Origin of the sequence: Pseudacidovorax intermedius, from assembly GCF_003350475.1 — a bacterium.
GTDB classification, from domain to species: domain Bacteria; phylum Pseudomonadota; class Gammaproteobacteria; order Burkholderiales; family Burkholderiaceae_C; genus Xenophilus; species Xenophilus intermedius.
This window is the reverse complement of sequence record NZ_QQAV01000016.1, coordinates 90,774-109,917: the sequence shown is the minus strand read 5'-3', so window position 1 is coordinate 109,917 and position 19,144 is coordinate 90,774. Positions and strand designations below refer to the sequence as shown.

Sequence of the window (19,144 nt, the reverse complement as noted above, 5' to 3'; positions counted from 1 at the left end):
TCGGTCATATCGGCGCTGCCGTTCACCTTGTAGCGCAGCAGCACCATCGTTTCTTCGCGAACGCCGGGCGCGGTCATGGGCCTGGGATGCTCAGAAGGTGATGACGATGCGGCCCACGCCCTGGCGCTCCTGCGCGAGCGCGGCCGCCTCGTCGAAGCGCTCGACCGGCAGCACCCGGTGCACCAGGGGCCGTATCCGGCCCTCGGCGAACCAGCCGACGCTTTCGGTCAGCAGGGCCGCCGCCCGGGCCGGTTCGCGCTCGCCGAACTGGCGCACATCCACCCCCACCAGCGCGGCGCCCTTGACGATGGCTAGGTTGGTCTTGAGGGTGCCGATCTCGCCGCCAGCGAAGCCGACCATCAGGTGCCGTCCGCCCCAGCCCAGGGTGCGGAAGGCGGCATCGGTGGCCGGCCCGCCTACGGGGTCGAACACGACATCCACGCCGCGCGGACCGGCAAGGCGCTTGACCTGCTCCTTCCAGTCCTCGCCGCTGCCGTCGATCACCGCATCGGCGCCGGCCTCGTGCGCGGCCATGCGCTTGGCTTCGCTGGAGGCCAGGGCCAGCACGCGCGCACCGAGCGCCCGGCCGATCTGCACGGCGGCATGGCCGACGGCACCGGCCGCGCCGAGCACGAGCAGGGTCTCACCGGCCTTTAGCGCACCGCGCTCGCGCAGGCCGTACAGCGCGGTGTAGGCCGGGGCGCTGCCCACCGCGGCCAGCGCCGGGTCGATGCCGGGGGGCAGCGCCTGGACGCGCCCGACCGGCGCGCAGATGTACTCGGCCCAGGCGCCCTGACGCGTGCCGCAGACCGGGTCGCCGGGGGCCAGGTGCGTGTCCGTGCCCTCGCCGACCTCATCCACGATGCCGCTGTACTCGCTGCCCGGCACGAAGGGCGGTGGTGGACGCACCTGGTAGGCGCCGCGCGCGAGCAGCAGATCGACATAGGAGATGCCGCAGGCCTGCACGCGGATGCGCACCTCGCCCGGCGCGGGCTGCGGCCGAGGCAGGTTCTGGAGGGTGATGCGGTCGTCGGGGCCGTAGCCGGGAAGCTGCAGGGCTCTCATGGGGCGATGTCTCCGCGGCGGCACAGGGCCGCTGATCAGTTCGGGTTGGGGGCCGGCAAATGCTAGCCGAGAAAACGTATGGTTGAACCTATTGACGACAAAGAGCCACTTTGGAACATTGGCCGGCGCGGCGCTTCCGGCCGCTTGCCACCCTCAAGACGGAGACATCCATGTCCATCTCGCGCCGCCAGACGCTGGCCCTGCTCGGCACCGCCCCTTTCGCCGCAGGCGTGCACGCCCAGAGCAAGTTCCCCGACCGCCCCATCAAGCTGATCGTTCCCTACCCGCCGGGCGGCCAGACCGACGCCGTCGCGCGGCTGTTCGCGCAGAAGGTGGAGGGGGTGCTGGGCCAGCCCGTGGTGGTGGACAACCGCCCGGGCGCGAATTCGATGATCGGCAGTGAGGCGGTGGCCCGCGCGCCGGCCGACGGCTACACGCTGCTGTTCAACATGACGGCGCTGGTGACGAACCCGTTGCTGTTGCCCCAGGTCAACTACGACCCCTTCCGCGACTTCGCGCCGGTGGCGCGTTGCTACGAGATCACCGGCATCTGGGCCGTCCCCCCACAGGGCCCCCGCACGCTGGCCGAGTTCATGCAGCGTGCGCGCGAAGCACCCAAGCCGCTGAGCTTCGGCACCGCCGGCCATGCCTCGACGTCGCACTACTTCGGCGAGATCATCTCGCGGGCCGGCGGCTTCAGCCTGAACCACGTGCCCTACAAGGGAGAAGCGCCGATCCTGCCCGACCTGATGAGCGGGCGGCTGGATGCAGGCGTGGTGTCGGGCTACTCGGCCATGCAGTTCGCCGGCGACGGGCGTATCCGCGTTCTGGCCACGACCGGGGCCCAGCGCATTCCCTCGCTGCCGCAGTTGCCGACCTTCCAGGAGCTGGGCATCGGCGGGCTGACGGCCGAATCCTTCGCCGGCGTGTTTGCGCCCGCGAAGACGCCTCCAGCGGTGGTGGACCGCCTCGCCGATGCCTTCACCCGCGCCGGTGCATTGCCTGACGTGCGCGAGCGCATCGCGGCCTTCGGCCTGCAGCCGCCCACGCCCATCACGCCCACGCAGTTCGCCGCCGTGATGCGCAAGGCCTACGACGAGTGGGCGGCGATCAAGAGCACCAGCGCGATCCAGCTGCAATAGCGCCGGGCCGGGTCGGCCCGGCGCAGCGCGGCCTCAGGCCGCGCGCTTTTCCATGTCGCGGGCGATCAGCTCCTTCATGATCTCGTTGGTGCCGGCCAGGATGCGGTGGACGCGCACGTTCTGGTAGAGGCGGGCGATCGGGTAGTCGGTCATGTAGCCGGCACCGCCGTGCAGTTGAAGGCATTCGTCCACCACCTTGCCGCAGGCGTCGGTGACCCACCACTTCGCCATGGCGGCGGTCGCAGGCGACAGCGTGCCGGTCAGCAGCCGTTGGGCGCAGTCGTCGACGAAGGCGCCAGCCAGATGGGCCTGGGTTTCGCATTCCGCCAGCTTGAAGCGGGTGTTCTGCAGCTCCAGCAGCGGCTGGCCGAACACGCGCCGGCCGGCGGTGAAGCGCAGCGTCTCCTCGATCGCGCGCTCCATGCAGGCCAGGGACATCAGGGCGGTGATCAGCCGCTCGCGCGCCAATTCCTTCATCAGCTGGCGAAAGCCCTGGCCCTCCTCGGCGCCCAGCAGGTTCTCGCACGGCACGCGCATGCCGTCGAAGAACAGCTCGCAGGTGTCCTGCGAATGCATGCCGATCTTGTGCAGCGGCTGACCCCGGCGCAGGCCCGTCACCTGGGCCGCTTCGACCACCAGGATGGACACGCCGCGTGCGCCCTGCGAGGGGTCGGTCTTGGCAACCAGGCAGATCAGGTCGGCGCTGCTGCCGTTGGTGATGTAGGTCTTGGCGCCGTCGACCACATAGTGGTCGCCGTCGCGCATCGCCCGTGTGCGGATGGACTGCAGGTCGCTGCCGGTGCCCGGCTCGGTCATGGCCAGCGCACCGACCAGCTCCCCGGTGGCCATCTTGGGCAGCCAGCGGCGCTTCTGTTCCTCGCTGGCGAAGTTCTCGATGTAGTGGGCCACGATGCCGCTGTGCAGCGAATTGCCAAGGCCGCCCGCGATGGCGCGGGACTGCTCGGCAAAGATCACCGCCTCGTGCAGGAAGTTGCCGCCGCCACCGCCATAGGCCTCGGCGATGCCGGGGCACAGCAGGCCGGCGGCGCCGGCCTTGAACCAGACCTCGCGGTCCACATGCTGCTGGGCGCACCAGCGGGGCTCGTGCGGCACGAGTTCGGTGTCGTAGAAGCGCCGTGCGGCATCGCGCAGCAACTCTAGCTCGGCATTCATCCAGGTGGGTTGGTGCATGGCGGGGCTTGCGGATAGAAGGAGGCAGGAAGAGGGGCAGGGTCGCCGATGCGCGCTCGACGCGCGCGCCGCGGGCGTCGGCGGCGTCGCTCGGGGCTTCCACGGCTGCATCGCCGACGCGAGTCATGCTAGCATCGAATTGGTTGAACCATAGACGTTATAGTCCCCTCTCTGCGAGACCCCCCATGACCCATCCCCGCCTCGCCGCCAGCCGCCTTCCGGACAAGGCGGCCGTCATCATGGCTGGCACCGGTGCCGTTCTCAGCTACTGCGCTCTGGTGGCGCGCGCCAACCGGGGCGCGCATCTGCTGCGCGCCCTCGGGCTGCGTCCGGGCGACCACATCGCCGTGCTGATGGAGAACAACATTCGGTTCTTCGAGGTCTATTGGGCCGCCATGAGTGCGGGCCTGTACTTCACGCCGATCAGCACGCACCTGAATGCAGCCGAGGCGGCCTACATCGTCAACGACTGCGGTGCGACAGTCCTGGTGTCATCCGCCGCCGCGCGGCAGGTGGCGCAGCAACTGCCGCCGCTGTGCCCCGCCGTGGCGCATTGGCTGGCCGTGGATGCCCCCTTCGGCGCCTTCGCGCTGTGGGAGGAAGCGGCGGGCATCCATCCCGACACGCCGATTGCGGACGAGGTGGGCGGCCACAACATGCTGTATTCCTCGGGCACCACGGGGCAGCCCAAGGGCATCAAGGTGCCCTTCGCCAACAACCCGATCGAAGCCATGGTGCCCATCATGGCGAGCTTTGCGCGCACGATGGGCTATGGCGAGGACACGATCTATCTTTCGCCGGCGCCGCTCTACCACGCGGCGCCGCTGGGCTTCAGCACGACGGTGCAGCGTCTGGGCGGCACGGTGGTGGTGATGGAGAAATTCGACGCCGAGGGCTTTCTTGCCGCCGTGCAGCGCTTCGGCGTGACGCACACGCAGGTGGTGCCGACCATGTTCGTGCGCATGCTCAAGCTGCCGGCCGAGGTGCGGGCGTCCTATGACGTGTCCTCGCTGCGCTGTGCCCTGCATGCGGCCGCGCCCTGTCCCGTGGACGTCAAGCAGCAGATGATCGACTGGTGGGGGCCGTGCATCATCGAGCAGTACAGCGGCTCGGAAGGCTCGGGCTGTACCCTCATCACCTCGGAGGAATGGCTGTCGCACCGGGGCTCGGTCGGCAAGTCGCTGCTGGGCACGATCCGCATCGTGGACGACGAAGGCCGGGTGCTGCCTCCGGGCGAGCCGGGGACCATCTACTTCGAAGGCAGCCGCCGCTTCGCCTACCACAACGACCCCGACAAGACCGCCGGTGTGTTCAATGCCCAGGGATGGTCCACCCTGGGCGACGTGGGCTACCTGGACGAAGAGGGCTATCTCTACCTGACGGACCGCAAGGCCTACATGATCATCTCGGGCGGGGTGAACATCTATCCGCAGGAAGCCGAGGGAGTGCTGACGATGCATCCCAAGGTGATGGATGTGGCCGTGTTCGGCGTGCCCAATGCCGAGTTCGGCGAAGAGGTGAAGGCCGTGGTGCAGCCGGTGGACATGAACCAGGCGGGCCCCGAACTAGAGGCGGAACTGCTGGCCTTCTGTCGCTCGCGCCTTGCGGCACTCAAATGCCCGCGCAGCATCGACTTCGAAGCCCAGATGCCGCGCCAGGACAACGGCAAGCTCTACAAGCGCCTTCTGCGCGACCGTTACTGGGCCGGCCGCAGCAGCCGCATCGTCTGAGTTCCTCAGCAGCCGGGCGCCGGCCGACCCGCGTGCGGGATGGTGGCGGGCAGCGTCGCGCTCCGTCGCGATGATGATCGTCCGCATGACCAAGACCCTGCGCACCGCTGCCTTTGCCCTTTCCGGCCTGGTTGCCCTGGGGCCCGCTCCTGCAGCCGAGAGCAATCCCCTGGAGGCCGAGCGCTGGAAGACCCGGCCGCTGGTGGTCGTCGCACCGCGCGCCGACGACCCGCTGCTGCGCGAGGTCGAGGCCACCCTGAGCGAGACAGCCGCGCGCGAGGCCTTCATCGAACGCGAGATGGTGCTCTATCGGGTCGTGGCCGGCGTCGGCAGCCGCGACGGCCAGCCTCTGGCGCCCGGCCAGACCCGAGCGCTGCTTGCCGCGCTCGAACTCCGCGCCGATGCGCCCGCGCGGCTGGTGCTGGTGGGCAAGGACGGCGGCACCAAGCTGCGCCAGAGCGGCGGCGCCGACCTGGCCGAGATCTTTCGCACGATTGACCGCATGCCGATGCGCCAGTCGGGCCGCTGAGCCGGCCCGCGCGGCATGGCCGCCTGCGCAGCGCGTAGGCGGCGGACTTCAACGGCATCAGCCGCCGTCCGCAAGGCCCGGATGTGCCACAGCCCGGATCATCTGCAGCACCCGATCACCATCACCCCTGTGCGGGAGCGTGTCATGCACTCCATGGAAAAGTACCTTGCCGAAGAGCCTTTCGCCCTGCGGCGCAGCGAGCGCTCGGACATCAACATCAACGACCGCATCGAGACGCGCCATTACGCCCAGGAGCTGGGCGTCGACGAGCAGCGCCTGATCGGCGCCGTCGAGCGTGCCGGCCTGAGTGGCCGCGCAGTGCAGGCCCACCTGGGCTGCTGCTGACCGCCTGCCCTGACAAGTCTGAAGCCCACCATGCCCGCGCAATCTGCGCACGGGCGCTGCATCTCCTCCCCCTGACTTCAGACGCCTGATGTCCGCCATCGCGCCCCCTACCCCCGCACCCGATCTATCGCCCACGCCCCGCGATCGCAGGAAAAAGCAGCGCCGAAGCCGCGCCCCGACGCTCTCGATGGCGGCGTGGCGCCAGTTCATGGAAGTGGCCCGGCCCTACTGGGTCGGCGACCAGCGGGTCAAGGCCTGGAGCCTGCTGGGCGTACTGCTGGTGGTGATGCTGTGCGAGACGCAGCTGGCCGTGATGCTGATCTCGCGCACCGGCGAGATGACCTCGGCCCTGGCCGCCCGCGATGCCGACCGCTTCTGGAGCGCCGTGCGCTGGAGTCTGGTGGTACTGGCCTTCGCGGCCCCCATGTACGCCGGTTACTACTACATGCGGGATTACCTCGGCAACCATTGGCGCCGCTGGCTCACGCACCGCTTCCTCGACGGCTATCTGCAGCAGCGCCGCTACTACGAACTGGGCAGCCGGCAGGACCTGGACAACCCCGACCAGCGCATCAGCGAAGACATCAACACCTTCACCGGCCGGTCCATCAACTACGCACTGATCTTCCTGGGTTCGCTGATGCAGCTGGTGGCCTTCAGCGCGGTGCTGTGGTCCATCTCGAAGATGCTGGTGCTTTTCCTGGCCATCTATGCCACGGTGGGCACCGTGGTGGCGCTGTATGTCTTCGGTGCCCCGCTGATCCGGCTCAACTTCTGGCAGCTGCGGCGCGAGGCGGACTTCCGCTTCGGCTTGATGCGCTTCCGCGAGAACGCGGAATCCATCGCCTTCTACCGCGGCGAGGCGCAGGAGCGGGTGGAGCTGGACAACCGCTTCCAGGCGGCCTTTGCCAACTATGGCCGGCTCATCAAGAAGCAGCGCTCGCTCAACCTCTTCCAGCGCGCCTTCAGCCAGCTGACGCTGGTGGTGCCCAGCATCATCCTGGCCGGCGAGGTGCTGGCCGGCAACCTGGAAGTGGGCCGCGCCGTTCAGGCGGGCGGCGCCTTCGCCGCGGTGCTGGGTGCCGTGGGCCTCATCGTCGACAACTTCGAGGGGCTGAGCCGCTTCGTCGCCGGCATCGACCGGCTTCATACGCTGGCGGGCGTGGTCATGCCCGGCAGCACGCGGGCGCCCTCGGCAGTGGCTGTGGCAACGCCGGCCGAGACGCAGATCCAGAGCGAATGCGGCGACGACGAACTCTGCGTGGAGAAGGTGACGCTCTACACGCCGCAGTTCAACCGGCTGCTGATCCGCGAACTGTCGCTGCGCCTGGGCCCGGGCGAGGGGCTGATGATCGCGGGCCCCAGCGGCTGCGGAAAGAGTTCATTGCTGCGCGCCCTGGCCGGGCTGTGGCGCAACGGCAGCGGCACGGTACGCACCCTGCCGGCCGAGCAGGTGTTCTTCCTGCCGCAGCGGCCCTACATGCAACTGGGCACGCTGCGCAGCCAGATCCTCTATCCGGCCGATGCGTCGAAGCACAGCGATGCGCAGCTGCTCGACATCCTGGATGCCGTGCATCTGGGCGGCCTGGCCGAGCGCGTGGGCGGGCTGGATGCGGTACACGACTGGGAAAAGCTGCTGTCCATGGGCGAGCAGCAGCGCATGGCCTTCGCGCGCGTGCTGGCCCGCCGGCCGCGCGTGGTCATCCTGGACGAGGCCACCAGTGCCCTGGACGCGGCCACCGAGGCGGCGCTCTACCAGCGCCTGCGCGACACAGGCGCCACCATGGTCAGCATCGCGCACCGACATGCGGTGCTGCGCTATCACACGCATGTGCTGGAGCTGCTGGGCGGTGGCGAATGGCGCATGCAGTCGGCCCAGGACTTCTCGGCAGAGTAGAGGCTGCTTGGCTGCGTGACTCTGGTCCCTCGGTCGGAAGCGATGGCCCTGTCGCGCGCCGTCCCATGGTCCACTCCTGATCCATGCAACCGACCGCTCTGATCGTCACGCTGCGGATGGACGCTGCGTCCGCCGCGGCGCTGACAGCGCTGCGCAGCGCCCACTTTCCGCCGTCGCGCAACTGGCTCGATGCGCACATCACCCTGTTCCATGCCTTGCCCGTCGCAGAACTGCCGAGGGTACGGCAGGACATGGCGGAGATCGTCGAGCGCACCGCGCCCTTCAAGCTGGACGTGGACCGCGTGCAGTTCCTCGGGGCGGGCGTCGCCTATGCCATGAGCGCGCCGGAAGCGCTGCGATTGCGCGCGACACTTGCGACGAACTGGTCGGGCTTGCTCGGTGCGCAGGACCGGCAGTGGCGCGGCCCGCTGCATGTGACGGTGCAGAACAAGGTACGTCCCGATCAGGCCCGGATGCTGCATGCCGAACTTGCTCGCGACTTCGTGCCCTGGAAGGTCGGGGCAACCGGCCTGGACCTCTGGTATTACATGGGCGGGCCGTGGGAGCGCGTGGGGGACTTCGCGTTCTGCGGGGCCGGCCCGGCCTGAGAGGAGGCGCGAGAGCGGCGTCGAACTTTCGGGAAGTCGCTTCCTAGAATCCGGCGCCGTCCCGTCTCCCCAATGCCCTCCGCCCCGCCCATCAACGTCGTCGTCCGCGCCTTGGCATTGCTGCAGGCGCTCAACCGCCAGCCCGTTTCGACGCTCGACGTGCTGCACCGGCAGACCGGCATTCCCAAGCCCAGCATCGTGCGGCTGCTGCAGACCCTGCAGGCCACGGGCTTCGTGCGGCATGCGCCGCAGTACGGCGCCTACTACCTCACGGCCGAGGTGGCCTCGCTTTCCAGCGGCTACCACAGCGAGCCGCGCATCGTCGAGGCGTCCTCGGCCATCGCCGACCGGCTCACGGCCGAGCTCAAGTGGCCGGTCTCGGTGGCGGTGCACGACGGCGATGCGATGGTGGTGCGCTACAGCACCATTCCGCAGTCGCCGCTGTCCTTCTTCCATTCCACGATCAACATGCGGCTGAGCCTGCTCACGCAGGCGCTGGGGCGGGCCTACCTGGCCTTCGCCGATGCGCAGGAGCAACAGGCCCTGATCGAGCTGCTGGCCCGCACGCCGCATCCGGAGGAGCGCGAGGTGGGCGATGCCGATGCCATCCGCGCCGTGCTGGATGAGACCCGCGCGCGCGGCTATGCGCTGCGCGATCCGCGGGTGCGGCCCGAGTCCTCGACGGTGGCGGTGCCGATCTTCGAGGGCCCGCGCGTCGTCGCCACCATCGGGCTGACCTGGTTCTCTTCCGCGCTCACGTCCGCGCAGGCCGTGGAGCGCTTCGTGCCGCCACTGCAGCAGGCCGCGGCCGCCATCGCCCAGGCGCTGGACGCGCTGGCGCCACCGCGCCGCTGACTTTCCGCGCGGCGGAAAGTCCGCAATGCCCGCTTGGTCCGCGGGGCAGGGCTGCGCATGATCGCGGCATTCCAACGGAGACACGCATGATGAAACGACGCCTTGCCATGGCGCTGCTGGTTTGCGCCGCCGCGCTGCCGGCCCTGGCTGCGGACTGGCCTGCCAAGCCGATCACCCTGATCGTTCCCTTCCCGGCCGGCGGCAGCACCGACGCGCTGGCCCGGCTCATCGGCCAGCGCCTGTCGGAGAAGCTGGGCCAGCCGGTGGTGGTCGACAACCGCGCCGGTGCCGGCGGCAACCTGGGCACCGACATGGTGGCCAAGGCCGCGCCCGACGGCTACACGCTGGCGCTTTCCACCTCCGGCCCGCTGGCCAACAACAAGTACCTCTACAAGAACCTGCGCTTCGACCCGCAGAAGGACCTGACGCCGGTGATCGCCATCGGCGAGATCCCGATGGGCATCGCCGTGAGCCCGGCGCTCAAGGTCGATTCGCTGCAGGCGCTGCTGGAGCGTGCCCGCGTCCAGCCCGGCAAGGTGAGCATCGCCAATCCGGGCAACGGCACCATCGGCCATCTCACGGCCGAGCTGCTCAAGAGCCAGGCCAAGGTCGAGGCGCTGGGCGTGCCCTACAAGGGCGACACGCCGGCCATCACCGACACCGTGGGCGGCAACGTCGATGCGGTGTCCATGCCCATCACCTCGCTGGTGCCGCAGATCCAGGCCGGCAAGCTCAAGGGCCTGGCCGTCACCTCGCGCCAGCGCTTCGCGGGGCTGCCGCAGGTGCCCACGGCCATCGAGCAGGGCATTCCCGTGGAGGCCACCGTGTGGATGGCCATCGTCGGGCCCAAGGGCCTGCCCGAGGCCGTGGTGACGCGCCTGAACACCGAGATCAATGCCGTGATCGCCACGCCCGAGGCCCGCGCCCGGCTGGAGCAGTACGGCGCCGCACCCATCGGCGGCAGCCCGCAGCAGCTGGTGCAGCTGATGGCGAGCGACAGCGCCAAGTGGAAGAAGGTCATTGAAACCACCAACATCACCCTGGATTGACCCCATGAGCGACACCCGTCCCCTGCTGTTCGATGCCCATGCCCACCTGGTGGCCGACGACCAGCAACGCTATCCGCGCAACCCCATGCAGCGTGCCGCCGATGCGCCCTACCGCCCGCCGGGCGTGATCGGCCGCCCCGGCGGCCACCACGGCCCGAACCCCATCAACGAGGTGCCCGACGTCTCGCGCATGCGCGTGTGGATGAAGGAGGAGAACGTGGACGGCGCCGTCGCAGTGCAGAAGCGCATGGTCTACCGCTACGACAACAGCTACATCCTGGACTCGTCGGACGCGCATCCCGAGCTCTTCTCCGCCGTGGTGATCCTCGATGCCGAGGACCCGGGCACGCCGGACCTGGTGCGCCGCTATGTGCGCGAGCACGACCTGGTGGGCCTGCGCCTCTTCGGTGGCCGCAAACCGGACGGCAGCATGCCCTGGCTCGATTCGCCCAACGCGCTCAAGAGCTGGGAGGCCGTGGACGAGGCCGGCATCGTCATGGACCTGGAAGTGCTGGCCCAGGGCGGCGGCGGCCCCGCCGTGCCGGCGCTGCTGGCGCTGGCCGAGCGCTACCGCAACGTGCGCATCGTGCTGGACCACCTGCTGGAGCCCGAGCTGCACGACGGCCCGCACTTCGGCATGGACGCACGCTGGGAGCAACTGGCCGCCTGCGAGCCCATCTCCTTCAAGTTCACCTCCATCAACCTCGACCACTGCCGCGAGGAAGGTTTTCCCGCCAACCAGGTGCTGCGGCGCGCCGTCGACCTGTTCGGCGCCGAGCGGGTGATGTGGGGCTCGGACATCGGCACCTCGTCGGGCACCTACAAGGATATGGTCCAGCGGATGATCGATGCGTCGGACCTGCTCTCGCCGGCCGAGCAGCGGGCCGTGTGGCACGACACCGGCCGGCGCGTGTTCGCCAAGGGCGGCAGCAGGGCGCGCGCGTGAACGACCACGAGGAAGTCGCCGCCGGCGGCCTGGACACGGCCACGGCCTACCGCCTGATCTGCGGCATCGTGGTGCCGCGGCCGGTGGCCTGGATCACGACGGTCGACCGCGAGGGCCGCGTCAATGCCGCGCCCTTCAGCTCGTACAACTACGTGGCCCACAGCCCGCCCATGGTGGCGGTCAACATCGGCACGCGCCAGGGCGCGCTCAAGGACACGGCGCGCAACATCCGCGACACCGGCTTCTTTTGCGTCAACGTGGCGACCGAGGACGTGATGGAGACGCTGCACCAGTGTGGCGCCGACTATCCGCCCGAGGTCGGCGAGCCCGAGGCCCTGGGCATCGCGCTGCTGCCGGGCGTGCACACCCCGGTGCCGCGCATCGCCGCCTCGCCCATCCACATGGAATGCCGGCTGGACCAGTTCGTCACGCTGGGCCGCGGCCTCAACACGCTCTACATCGGCGAGGTGCTGAGCTTTCACCTGTCGCGCACCGTCTACGACGGGCGCAATGTCGACAGCCAGCGCCTGCGGCCCATCGCGCGGCTCGGCGGACCGTACTACGCCGCCCTGGGCCAGACCTTCCACCGCCCGGCGCTGCAGCGGCCGCCCGGCGAACCGATCGGAGACACCCCATGACGCACACGCCGCTTCCCACCGGTGACGACTGGCATGTCGGCACCTTCGTCAAGACCACTTCGCCGCAGTGCGTGGAGATCCTGGGCGGCACCGGCCTGGACTTCGCGGTGCTCGATGCCGAGCATGCGCCCTTCGACCGCGCCGCGCTGGACCTCGCGCTCATGGCGGGCCGAAGCTGCGGGCTGCCGCTGTTCGTGCGCGTGCTGGAGCGCACGGCCGCCGGCCTGCTGTCGGTGCTGGACATGGGCGCGGCCGGCGTGCTGGTGCCGCACGTGGACACGGCCGCCGATGCACGCGAGGTGGTCGCGCATTGCCGCTACGTGGGCGGCGACCGCGGCTACTCCAGCTCGCCGCGCGCGGCCGGCTATGGCGCCCTGGGCATGAAGGAGGCCATCCGACAGGGCGACCGCAGCGTGGTGCTGGCGCAGATCGAGAGCGTGGAGGCGGTGCGCAACGCCGCCGACATCGCCGCCGTCGAGGGCGTGGCCGGCCTCTTCATCGGCCGCGCCGACCTGGCGCTGTCGATGGGCCTGGACAGTGCCCAGGCGCCGGAAGTGGCCGAGGCGACCGAGCAGGTGATCCGCGACGGTCTGGCCGCCGGCAAGCTGGTCGGCATGTTCGTCGGCAGCCAGGCCGAGCGCGAGCGCTACCGCGCCCTCGGCGTGCGCTGGTTCATCCATGGCTCCGACCAGGGGCTGCTGCGCCAAGCGGCGCAGGCCATCGCCCGGCCCGCCGCGCCGGCTTCTTCCTTGCCATCGAAGGTGAATGCATGAGCACTTCCACGATCCGCCCGGCCTCGGTCGCCCGCCACCATGACGAGCCGCCCGCGCAGGAGGCCGATGGTGTCCGCACCTGGGTGGGCCGCGGCGCCAACTTCATCGTGACCGTGAGCGAGGTCAAGCCGGGCGCGACGCTGGCCCGCCAGGGCCAGCCCGACGAGTACTTCGTCTTCCTGCCCGATGCCGGCGCCACCATCCACGCGGGCGACGCGAGCATCGAGGCTGGCGCCGAGTCGGTGACCATCGTGCCGCCGGGCGACAGCCGGGTGGTGATGAAGGCGGCGGGGCAGGTGGTCCGTGTCTTCTCGCACCAGGCGGCCGACCTGCTGGCCGTGGCCGGCAACGCGGCCGACTACGCCCAGCCCACGCCCGAGGTGGCGCCGCTCGTGCCCTGGCCCACACCGGCCGACGGCTTCCGGCTGCGGCACTACCCGCTGGTGCAGCACACGCAGGCCGACAGCAACATGCGCATCTTCCGCAGCACCAACCTGATGGTGAACGTGATGACGCCACGCATGGTGGCGCGCGACGTGCGCAAGCTCAGCCCGCATTCGCATGCGGACTTCGAGCAGGGCTCGCTGGCGATCCGTGGCGACTGGGTGCACCACATGCGCTACCCCTGGACGCCGGACATGAACGACTGGCGCGAGGACGAGGCCATCCGCGTCGGCAGCCCCTCGCTCACTGTGATCCCGCCCAAGGTGATCCACACCAGCCGCAACACCAACGACGGCGGCGCCTGGCTGCTGGACATCTTCGCGCCGCCGCGCATGGACTTCGCGGGCAAGCCGGGCAAAGTGGCCAACGAGCACGACTATCCGCTGCCGACGGCGTCATGAGCATGCCGGTGGCGGACGAAACACAGGCGCCGGCGGCCTCGCGCATCTGCGTGGTCGGCGCGGGCGCCATCGGCGGCTGGCTGGCCGCGCGGCTGGCGCTGGCCGGCGAATCGGTCAGCGTGCTGGCGCGTGGCGACACCCTGCAGGCCCTGCACCAGCGCGGCCTGGAGTTGCGCAGCCAAGGCGAGCGCCACGTCGTGCCGGTACGCGCGGCCGAGACACCCGAGGCCCTGGGCCCGCAGGACATCGTGCTGCTGACCGTCAAGGCGCCTGCGCTGCCGGCCCTGGCACCGCGGCTCGCGCCCTTGCTGCATCCGGGCACGTGGGTGCTGAGCGCCGCCAACGGACTGCCCTGGTGGTACTTCCTGGCCGAGGGCCGCAGCTGTGCGGGCCTGCGGCTGCGCAGCGTCGATCCCGAGGGCCGGTTGGAGGCCGCATTGCCGCTGCCCCAGGTGCTGGGCCTGAGCGTCTTCGCGGCCTGCCATTGCCCCGCACCCGGCGTGGTGCAGCACGACAGCGGTGGCCGGCTGCTGCTGGGCGAGCCAGCCGGCGGCGACAGCCCGCGCGTGCAGGCGCTGGCGCAGCGGCTGCAGGGCGCGGGCCTCGACGCCCAGGTCAGCGAGGACATTCGCCGCGACATCTGGCTCAAGCTGCTGGGCAATGCCTGCTTCAACCCGGTGAGCCTGCTCACCGGTGCGCACACCGACGACATGATCGACACGCCCGAGCTGCATGCCCTGTTCGTGCGCATGATGGACGAACTGCTGGGCATCGGTGGCCGCATCGGCCTGGCGCTGGACATCGAGCCGGCGCGGCGCATCGCGCAGGCGCGGGCGCTGGGCCCCATCAAGACCTCGATGCTGCAGGACTTCGAGGCCGGCCGGCCCGTGGAGATCGGCGCGATCCTCGGTGCGGTGCTGCAATGTGCCGCCGCGGTGGCGATGCCGGTGCCGGCCCTGGCCACCATCCATGGGCTCGCAAGGCTGCGCGCGCAGAGCAGCGGTGTCGCCGCCTGACAGGAAGAAGCGAACATGCCCATCACCAGCGAACAGGTGGCCCAGGTGGCGGCCGACCTTTACGAATGGTCCCTCAAGAAGGTGCCCGACGACACCCAGGCGGCCTTGCGCGATGCCGTGCCGCGCGAGGGCAACGACACCGGCCGCAAGACGCTCACCATCATGCTCAAGTCCGCCGAGGCGGCGGAGCGCACGGGCGGCCTCGTGTGCTCGGACGTGGGCATTCCCACCTACAGCATCAAGGTCGGCACCCGCGTGCGCTTCGAGGGGCCGGTGCGGCAGGCCATCGCGCTCGGCTTTGCGCGCATGGCCGCGCGCAGCGATCCGCCCATCCTCAAGATGGTGACCAACCCGCTCACGCACGAGCGCAGCCATGCGGGCAAGGACATGCCCATCGTCACCTTCGACCTACTCGACGAGGCCGACTACGTGGACATCACCTGCGCGCCCAAGGCCATGGGCACCGGCAGGTGGGAGGCGCTGGACACCTTCGTCTACCCCTCGCTGGAGACCATCGAGAACTACGTGCTCGACACGGTGGTGCGCGCCGGCTCGCAGCCCTGCCCGCCCATCGTCGTGGGCGTGGGCATCGGCGGCACCTTCGACCATGCGGCCCGCATCGCCAAGGAGGCGGTGCTGCGGCCCTTCGGCCAGACCAACCCGGAGCCCGCGCTGGCCGCCATGGAAGGCCGCCTGCTCGCCGCCATCAACCGCCTGGGCTTCGGCCCCATGGGCACGGGCGGCGACACCACGGCCATGGCGGTGCACATCAACTACGCGGCCTCGCACGGCTTCGTGCCGGTGGCCGTGAGCCTGAACTGCTGGATCAACCGCCGCACGCGCGCGCGCCTGCATGCGGACGGCCGCGTGGAGCGCATCGAATGAAGGCGCTGCGACTGCCCCTGGAGCGCGCCGAGGTCGATGCCCTGGCGGTGGGCGACCTGGTCACCGTCAGCGGTACGGTCACCATGTCCATCGGCCTGCCCACGCACCAGCGCATGGTGGACCACCTGGCGCGCGGCGAGCCGCTGCCGGTGGACCTGCGCGGCGGCGCCTTCTTTCACCTGAGCTGCTTCAACCGCGAGCGCGCGGACGGGCAGGGCCACGAGGCGCTCTACCTCAACCCCACCACCAGCACCCGCTACAGCCCCTACATGCCGTCGCTCATCGAAGGCGCGGGCCTGCGGCTGGTGGGCGGGAAGGGCGGACTGGACGACGCCAGCGTGCAGGCGCTGCAGCGGCAGGGCTGCGTGTACCTGTCCTTCCTGGGCGGCGGCTGCACGCTGCTGTCGCAGGCCATCCGGCGCGTGGTCGCCGTGCACTGGACCGACTACATCGCCCAGTTCCGCCTGCTGACGCTGGAGGTGGAGGACCTGGGCGCCGCCACCGTGGCCATCGATGCCCACGGCCGCAGCGTGTATGCCGACCTGCGCCAGCAGGCCGAGCAGCGGCTGCAGGCGCTGCGCGCCGCCCGCGCCTGAGGCGCCATCGCTGGCTTCAGGTCGTCAGGCCCGCGCGTGGCTCACGGCCGTGCGCAACGCGAGTCGATAGCTGTCCACCCCGAAGCCCGCAATCTGCCCCTGCACGATGTCCGCGAAGACGGAATGGTGCCGGAAGGCCTCGCGCGCATGGATGTTGGACATGTGCAGCTCCACGATGGGGCAGGTCAGGATGGCCAGCGCATCGCGGATGCCGTAGCTGTAGTGCGTCCAGGCGCCGGCATTGAGCATCACGCCGTCCACACCGTCGAAGTAGGCCTGGTGGATGCGCTCGACCATCGCGCCTTCGTAGTTGGTCTGGAAGGATTCGACTTCCACCCCCAGCTCGGCCGCCAGCGTCTGCAGCTCGCCGTCGATCTCCGCCAGCGTCGTCGTGCCGTACTGCTTCGGATCGCGTTTGCCGAACATGTTGTGGTTGATGCCATGCAGCATGAGGAACTTCATCGCCGTGCCTCCCGCGCGCTCACTTCAGCGGGACGGTGAGCTTGGCGATGACGGCCGCCGTGTCGGGCCGCACGCCGCGCCACCAGTCGAAGGCCTCGGCGGCCTGCTCGACCAGCATGCCCACGCCATCGGCCAGGCGCTTGACGCCCGTCTGTTGCGCCATGCGCAGGAAGGGCGTCAGGCCCTTGCCATAGGCGAGTTCGTAGGCCAGTCCGTCCGCGGTGAACACCGTGGCGGGCACGGGCGGCAGCTCGCCGCGCAGGCTGGCCGAGGTGGCGTTGAAGACGAGGTCGAAGCGCTGGCCGTCCAGGTCCTGGTAGCCGCAGCCGCGCACTGGGCCGTGACTGCGCAGTTCGGCGGCGAGGGCAACGGCCTTTTCCACCGTGCGGTTGGCGATGACCAGCTCCGCCGGCTGCTGCTCCAGGAAGGGCAGCAGCGCGCCGCGCGTGGCACCGCCCGCACCCAGGATCAGCACGCGCTTGCCGCGCATCGCGCAGCCCAGGTTCTCGACCACATCACGGGTCAGGCCCACGCCATCGAAGTTCTCGGCCAGCACGCGCTCGCCCTCGAACTTCAGCGCGTTGACCGCGCCCGCCAGACTGGCGCGCGGCGAACGCTCGGTGGCGAAGGCAAAGGCGTCGAGCTTGAAGGGCGCCGTGACATTCATGCCGCGGCCGCCCGCTGCGCGGAAGGCCTGCGCATCCTCGGCGAACTGGCCCAGGCGGCCCTCGATGGCGGTGTAGACCAGGTCCTGGCCGGTGGCCGCGGCGAACATGCCGTGGATCAGCGGCGACTTGGTGTGGCCGATGGGGTTGCCGATGACGGCGTAGCTATCGCTCATTGCTTCATCTCCTTGGTATAGAGCACGCCGTCGGCCTGCATCTGGGCGATCTCGTCGGTGCTGTAGCCGAGTGCCGCGGCGATCTCGGCGTTGTGCTGGCCCAGGTCGGGCGCGACCTGGCGGATGGTGGTGTCGCAGTCCGAGAACTTGAAAGGCAGATTGGGCAGGCGGATCTTGCCGAGCACCGGATGCTCCTGCTCCACGACCATGCCACGGGCCTGGATCTGCGGATCGGCCAGCACCTCGTCGATGCGCTGCACCTTGGCACAGGGCACGTCGATGCCGTCGAGCAGCGCCAGCACGTCGGCCACCTGGCGCGAGGCTACCCAGGGCTTGACCACGGACAGGATCTCCAGCCGGTTCGCGTTGCGGCCGGTCGAGGTATGGAAGCGGGTGTCCGCACTGAAGCCGGCGGGGCCGCCGTGGGCTTCGACCAGCGCGGCGAAGCGCTTCCACGCATCGTCCACCTGCGCGGCAATCACCAGGTCGCCATCGGCCGCGCGGAACACACCGTAGAGCGTGGAGGTCGGCATGTCGTGCCCGGTCTGCTCCGGCAGCACCTGGCCGCCCGACAGGGTGTAGCACTGCACCGCGTACTCGTGCATGGAGACCAGCGTGTCGTACAGCGCCATGTCGATGTGCTGACCCTTGCCGGTGCGGGTGCGGCCCAGCAGCGCGGCATTGATGGCCGCCACCGCATGGATGCCGGTGTACATGTCGCCCAGCGAGATGCGCAGCAGCGGCGGCGGCTCGCCCGGCGTGCCCACCATCTGCATGATGCCGCTCTTGGCCTCGGCGATCAGGCCGAAGCCGGCGCGGTGCGCGTCGGGCCCGGTGTGGCCATAGGCCGAGATGGAGCAGTACACCAGCCCGGGATTGCGCGCGCTCAGCTCGGCATAGCCAAGGCCCAGCTTGTCGAGCGCGCCGGGGCGGTAGTTCTCGATGAACACGTCGGCGCTGTCCACCAGCTTGTGCATCAGCACCTTGCCGCGCGGGTCCTTGGTATTGACGGACAGGCCCTGCTTGCCCATGTTGAGCTGCAGGAAGTAGCCGGAGTAGGCGTCGTCCTCACCCACGAAGAAGGCATGGTGCCGGCCGGCGTCGCCGCTGCCCGGACGCTCGACCTTGATGACCTCGGCACCCAGGCCCGCCAGGCAGCGACCCACGTAGGGACCGGCCAGGAAGTGCGAATAGTCGATGACGCGGATGCCGGCCAGCGGCAGCGGCTGGGTGTTTTCAGCGGCCGCGCTCATGCGGGCCTCCGCGGAATCATCAGGCGGTGCTCGCCCTTCTGCACCACTTCGCCATGCTGGTTGACCAGCTCCGAGGGCAGGATGACGATGCCCCAGCCGGGGCGGCTCTTCGATGCGCGCAGGCCGGTGACGGTGAAGCGCACGTGCAGCCGGTCGTTGATCTTGATGGGCAGCAAAAAGTCCCAGGTCCAGCCCAGCGACATGCCGGGCAGGAATCGGTACTCGCTGCGGGTCTTCAGGCCGTCGGCGATGGACAGGCCGAACAGGCCATGCGCCACGCGGGTGCCGAAGGGCGTGGTCTTGGCATAGTCCTCGTCGATGTGCACCGGCGTGTAGTCGCCGGTCAGCTCGGCATAGGCATTGATGCGCGCCTCGGTGACTTCGTATTCGGGGCTGGTGCAGGTGTCGCCTTCGCGGGCGTCGTCCCAGTACTTCTCGGGGGTCGAGAAGTGCTGCGGGGGCGGGGTCAGTTTCATGG

General features: G+C 69.8%; 21 protein-coding genes. 15 read left to right on the top strand and 6 right to left on the bottom strand.

Going from position 1 to position 19,144, the window contains the following annotated elements; all coding sequences use genetic code 11:
* Window positions 1–90: 90 nt before the first annotated feature.
* Window positions 91–1,065, bottom strand: a complete 975-nt coding sequence (locus DFR41_RS25825) for an NADPH:quinone oxidoreductase family protein (protein ID WP_017757056.1) — start codon at window positions 1,063–1,065, stop codon at window positions 91–93.
* A 170-nt stretch (window positions 1,066–1,235) separates the two neighbouring features.
* Here DFR41_RS25825 and DFR41_RS25820 point away from each other — a divergent pair, with 170 nt between their 5' ends.
* Window positions 1,236–2,207 carry a Bug family tripartite tricarboxylate transporter substrate binding protein gene (locus tag DFR41_RS25820; RefSeq protein WP_017757055.1) on the top strand — a complete coding sequence of 324 codons (972 nt, stop codon included), beginning with the start codon at window positions 1,236–1,238 and terminating at the stop codon, window positions 2,205–2,207.
* Between the two features lie 33 nt (window positions 2,208–2,240).
* On the opposite strand, the gene DFR41_RS25815 is transcribed toward DFR41_RS25820, so the two are convergent.
* Window positions 2,241–3,398 (bottom strand): acyl-CoA dehydrogenase family protein, encoded by a 1,158-nt coding sequence (locus DFR41_RS25815; RefSeq protein ID WP_114804858.1) that lies wholly within the window; start codon window positions 3,396–3,398, stop codon window positions 2,241–2,243.
* Window positions 3,399–3,583: 185 nt separating this feature from the next.
* On the opposite strand from DFR41_RS25815, the gene DFR41_RS25810 reads away from it, so the two are divergent.
* From DFR41_RS25810 to DFR41_RS25745, 14 genes are all read left to right on the top strand, one after another.
* Window positions 3,584–5,128, top strand: coding sequence for an acyl-CoA synthetase (locus DFR41_RS25810; protein WP_114804857.1), 1,545 nt, complete (start codon window positions 3,584–3,586; stop codon window positions 5,126–5,128).
* Window positions 5,129–5,213: 85 nt separating this feature from the next.
* Window positions 5,214–5,657, top strand: a complete 444-nt coding sequence (locus DFR41_RS25805; RefSeq protein WP_244917881.1) for a DUF4174 domain-containing protein — start codon at window positions 5,214–5,216, stop codon at window positions 5,655–5,657.
* A 144-nt stretch (window positions 5,658–5,801) separates the two neighbouring features.
* Window positions 5,802–6,002, top strand: a complete 201-nt coding sequence (locus DFR41_RS27810) for a DUF3606 domain-containing protein (RefSeq protein ID WP_170159474.1) — start codon at window positions 5,802–5,804, stop codon at window positions 6,000–6,002.
* A gap of 187 nt (window positions 6,003–6,189) precedes the next feature.
* Entirely contained in the window at window positions 6,190–7,899 is a 1,710-nt protein-coding gene (locus tag DFR41_RS25795) for an ABC transporter ATP-binding protein/permease (protein ID WP_114804854.1), read from the top strand.
* An 83-nt stretch (window positions 7,900–7,982) separates the two neighbouring features.
* Window positions 7,983–8,507 carry a 2'-5' RNA ligase family protein gene (locus tag DFR41_RS25790; RefSeq protein ID WP_114804853.1) on the top strand — a complete coding sequence of 175 codons (525 nt, stop codon included), beginning with the start codon at window positions 7,983–7,985 and terminating at the stop codon, window positions 8,505–8,507.
* A 72-nt stretch (window positions 8,508–8,579) separates the two neighbouring features.
* The gene (locus tag DFR41_RS25785; protein WP_114804852.1) at window positions 8,580–9,362 is read left to right on the top strand and encodes a DNA-binding transcriptional regulator; all 783 of its coding nucleotides are present in this window, start codon (window positions 8,580–8,582) and stop codon (window positions 9,360–9,362) included.
* Window positions 9,363–9,448: 86 nt separating this feature from the next.
* Window positions 9,449–10,411, top strand: coding sequence for a Bug family tripartite tricarboxylate transporter substrate binding protein (locus DFR41_RS25780; RefSeq protein WP_114804851.1), 963 nt, complete (start codon window positions 9,449–9,451; stop codon window positions 10,409–10,411).
* Between the two features lie 4 nt (window positions 10,412–10,415).
* Complete coding sequence (locus DFR41_RS25775) at window positions 10,416–11,357, top strand: amidohydrolase family protein (RefSeq protein WP_114804850.1); 942 nt, start codon at window positions 10,416–10,418, stop codon at window positions 11,355–11,357.
* Window positions 11,354–11,995, top strand: coding sequence for a flavin reductase family protein (locus DFR41_RS25770; RefSeq protein ID WP_170159473.1), 642 nt, complete (start codon window positions 11,354–11,356; stop codon window positions 11,993–11,995). The genes DFR41_RS25775 and DFR41_RS25770 overlap by 4 nt, the downstream gene beginning before the upstream one ends.
* Window positions 11,992–12,768 carry an HpcH/HpaI aldolase family protein gene (locus DFR41_RS25765; protein ID WP_114804848.1) on the top strand — a complete coding sequence of 259 codons (777 nt, stop codon included), beginning with the start codon at window positions 11,992–11,994 and terminating at the stop codon, window positions 12,766–12,768. The genes DFR41_RS25770 and DFR41_RS25765 overlap by 4 nt, the downstream gene beginning before the upstream one ends.
* Complete coding sequence (locus DFR41_RS25760; protein ID WP_114804847.1) at window positions 12,765–13,613, top strand: cupin domain-containing protein; 849 nt, start codon at window positions 12,765–12,767, stop codon at window positions 13,611–13,613. Before DFR41_RS25765 ends, DFR41_RS25760 begins: the two co-directional genes overlap by 4 nt.
* A complete protein-coding gene (locus DFR41_RS25755) occupies window positions 13,610–14,629 on the top strand; it encodes a ketopantoate reductase family protein (protein WP_244917880.1) in 1,020 nt (339 codons plus the stop codon). The genes DFR41_RS25760 and DFR41_RS25755 overlap by 4 nt, the downstream gene beginning before the upstream one ends.
* 15 nt (window positions 14,630–14,644) lie before the next feature.
* Complete coding sequence (locus DFR41_RS25750) at window positions 14,645–15,514, top strand: fumarate hydratase (RefSeq protein WP_017757677.1); 870 nt, start codon at window positions 14,645–14,647, stop codon at window positions 15,512–15,514.
* Window positions 15,448–16,110 (top strand): fumarate hydratase C-terminal domain-containing protein, encoded by a 663-nt coding sequence (locus tag DFR41_RS25745; protein ID WP_342354312.1) that lies wholly within the window; start codon window positions 15,448–15,450, stop codon window positions 16,108–16,110. Before DFR41_RS25750 ends, DFR41_RS25745 begins: the two co-directional genes overlap by 67 nt.
* A gap of 24 nt (window positions 16,111–16,134) precedes the next feature.
* Here DFR41_RS25745 and aroQ read toward each other — a convergent pair whose 3' ends face one another.
* The 4 genes from aroQ to DFR41_RS25725 are packed head-to-tail and all read right to left on the bottom strand — an operon-like array spanning window position 16,135 to window position 19,142.
* Window positions 16,135–16,572 (bottom strand): type II 3-dehydroquinate dehydratase, encoded by a 438-nt coding sequence (aroQ, locus tag DFR41_RS25740; protein WP_114804844.1) that lies wholly within the window; start codon window positions 16,570–16,572, stop codon window positions 16,135–16,137.
* Between the two features lie 19 nt (window positions 16,573–16,591).
* On the bottom strand, window positions 16,592–17,413 hold the full coding sequence (aroE, locus tag DFR41_RS25735; RefSeq protein ID WP_114804843.1) for a shikimate dehydrogenase: 822 nt from the start codon (window positions 17,411–17,413) through the stop codon (window positions 16,592–16,594).
* Window positions 17,410–18,666, bottom strand: coding sequence for a CaiB/BaiF CoA transferase family protein (locus tag DFR41_RS25730; RefSeq protein WP_114804842.1), 1,257 nt, complete (start codon window positions 18,664–18,666; stop codon window positions 17,410–17,412). The genes aroE and DFR41_RS25730 overlap by 4 nt, the downstream gene beginning before the upstream one ends.
* Window positions 18,663–19,142 carry a MaoC family dehydratase gene (locus DFR41_RS25725; protein WP_017757672.1) on the bottom strand — a complete coding sequence of 160 codons (480 nt, stop codon included), beginning with the start codon at window positions 19,140–19,142 and terminating at the stop codon, window positions 18,663–18,665. Before DFR41_RS25725 ends, DFR41_RS25730 begins: the two co-directional genes overlap by 4 nt.
* Window positions 19,143–19,144: the final 2 nt, after the last annotated feature.

Bases quoted from the DNA above. Each gene is read 5' to 3' on its own strand.
- DFR41_RS25825 (WP_017757056.1), bottom strand. From the start codon at position 1,065: ATGAGAGCCCTGCAGCTTCCCGGCTACGGCCCCGACGACCGCATCACC.
- DFR41_RS25820 (WP_017757055.1), top strand. From the start codon at position 1,236: ATGTCCATCTCGCGCCGCCAGACGCTGGCCCTGCTCGGCACCGCCCCT.
- DFR41_RS25815 (WP_114804858.1), bottom strand. From the start codon at position 3,398: ATGCACCAACCCACCTGGATGAATGCCGAGCTAGAGTTGCTGCGCGAT.
- DFR41_RS25810 (WP_114804857.1), top strand. From the start codon at position 3,584: ATGACCCATCCCCGCCTCGCCGCCAGCCGCCTTCCGGACAAGGCGGCC.
- DFR41_RS25805 (WP_244917881.1), top strand. From the start codon at position 5,214: ATGACCAAGACCCTGCGCACCGCTGCCTTTGCCCTTTCCGGCCTGGTT.
- DFR41_RS27810 (WP_170159474.1), top strand. From the start codon at position 5,802: ATGCACTCCATGGAAAAGTACCTTGCCGAAGAGCCTTTCGCCCTGCGG.
- DFR41_RS25795 (WP_114804854.1), top strand. From the start codon at position 6,190: ATGGCGGCGTGGCGCCAGTTCATGGAAGTGGCCCGGCCCTACTGGGTC.
- DFR41_RS25790 (WP_114804853.1), top strand. From the start codon at position 7,983: ATGCAACCGACCGCTCTGATCGTCACGCTGCGGATGGACGCTGCGTCC.
- DFR41_RS25785 (WP_114804852.1), top strand. From the start codon at position 8,580: ATGCCCTCCGCCCCGCCCATCAACGTCGTCGTCCGCGCCTTGGCATTG.
- DFR41_RS25780 (WP_114804851.1), top strand. From the start codon at position 9,449: ATGATGAAACGACGCCTTGCCATGGCGCTGCTGGTTTGCGCCGCCGCG.
- DFR41_RS25775 (WP_114804850.1), top strand. From the start codon at position 10,416: ATGAGCGACACCCGTCCCCTGCTGTTCGATGCCCATGCCCACCTGGTG.
- DFR41_RS25765 (WP_114804848.1), top strand. From the start codon at position 11,992: ATGACGCACACGCCGCTTCCCACCGGTGACGACTGGCATGTCGGCACC.
- DFR41_RS25760 (WP_114804847.1), top strand. From the start codon at position 12,765: ATGAGCACTTCCACGATCCGCCCGGCCTCGGTCGCCCGCCACCATGAC.
- DFR41_RS25755 (WP_244917880.1), top strand. From the start codon at position 13,610: ATGAGCATGCCGGTGGCGGACGAAACACAGGCGCCGGCGGCCTCGCGC.
- DFR41_RS25750 (WP_017757677.1), top strand. From the start codon at position 14,645: ATGCCCATCACCAGCGAACAGGTGGCCCAGGTGGCGGCCGACCTTTAC.
- aroQ (WP_114804844.1), bottom strand. From the start codon at position 16,572: ATGAAGTTCCTCATGCTGCATGGCATCAACCACAACATGTTCGGCAAA.
- aroE (WP_114804843.1), bottom strand. From the start codon at position 17,413: ATGAGCGATAGCTACGCCGTCATCGGCAACCCCATCGGCCACACCAAG.
- DFR41_RS25730 (WP_114804842.1), bottom strand. From the start codon at position 18,666: ATGAGCGCGGCCGCTGAAAACACCCAGCCGCTGCCGCTGGCCGGCATC.
- DFR41_RS25725 (WP_017757672.1), bottom strand. From the start codon at position 19,142: ATGAAACTGACCCCGCCCCCGCAGCACTTCTCGACCCCCGAGAAGTAC.